Origin of the sequence: Alteromonas sp. IB21 (assembly GCF_016405965.1) — a bacterium.
Taxonomy (GTDB): domain Bacteria; phylum Pseudomonadota; class Gammaproteobacteria; order Enterobacterales; family Alteromonadaceae; genus Alteromonas.
Genome location: NZ_JAEFCD010000044.1, coordinates 1 through 1127 on the forward strand (window position 1 = coordinate 1; position 1127 = coordinate 1127).

Below are 1127 nucleotides of genomic sequence, written 5' to 3' on the forward strand. Positions count from 1 at the left end.
GCAAAGATGCCGCCAGTTAATGCCAAAGGGACGCCTGTGAAAATTATCAAGGCGTCTTTGACTGAGCCAAATGCAATCACAAGTAATGCAAGGATCAGGAAAAGCGTTGCGGGCACAACCAAGCTCAGTCGTTGACTTGCACTTTCCAATTGCTCAAACGTTCCACCATAACTTATCCAATAACCACTCGGCAGTGCCACATTGGCTGCGATTTGCTCTTTAGCATCATTGACAAAAGAGCCTAAATCACGATCTCTCACATTTGCTGTGACGACGATACGGCGTTTTGCGTTTTCTCGACTTATTTGACTGGGTATATTGGTATATTCAAGCTCAGCCACCTCGGCGATTGGCACATACTCACCATCATTGGTCATGATGGGTATATTTCCCAGCGCTTCTAAATCATTGCGAATCTCTTCAGGATAACGAACAACAATCTCAAAGCGTCTGTCGCCTTCAAATACCAAACCAGCTTCTTTGCCGCCAACTGATGCACTTAACCACGTTTGCAAGTCAGTTACGTCTAAGTTGTAACGCGCCAGCGCATAAGGCTTCGGGTTCACCGTGAAGATGGGGATCTCATCTACTTGTTCTACTCGTGCATCAGCAGCGCCCGGAATATCTTGTAATACGGATAAAACATCACCAGCTGAATCCCGCAGCTTATCCAGATCATCACCATATATCTTGATCCCTAAATCTGCCCTAACGCCACTAATTAATTCGTTAAAGCGCATCTGTATAGGTTGCGTAAACTCATAGTTATTGCCGGGTACATTTTGAAGATCCCTCTCCAATTGCTCGACAAATTCCGTTTTCGATAATGCAGGGTTTGGCCATTCATCAATTGGTTTTAGCATTACAAAAGTGTCAGTGACGTTGGGTGGCATAGCATCAGTAGCCACCTCAGCAGTACCCGTTTTAGCAAATACGGTGTTTACCTGTGGGTATTGCATAATGACCTGTTCAAGCCGTTTTTGCATATCGACAGCTTGTTCAATTCCTGTGCCGGGCACTCTCATTGCATGAAGGGCTATGTCACCCTCATCTAGTTGCGGCACAAATTCAGAACCTAGGCGCATCCCAAACCAAACACTGATAACTACGAGTAATGTTGCTGCACC

1 protein-coding gene is annotated in these 1127 nt (G+C 45.5%); it reads right to left on the reverse strand.

Annotated elements, in window-relative coordinates:
* The coding region (locus JC525_RS20020) for an efflux RND transporter permease subunit (RefSeq protein WP_233095323.1) at positions 1–1127 on the reverse strand (1127 nt) is incomplete at both ends.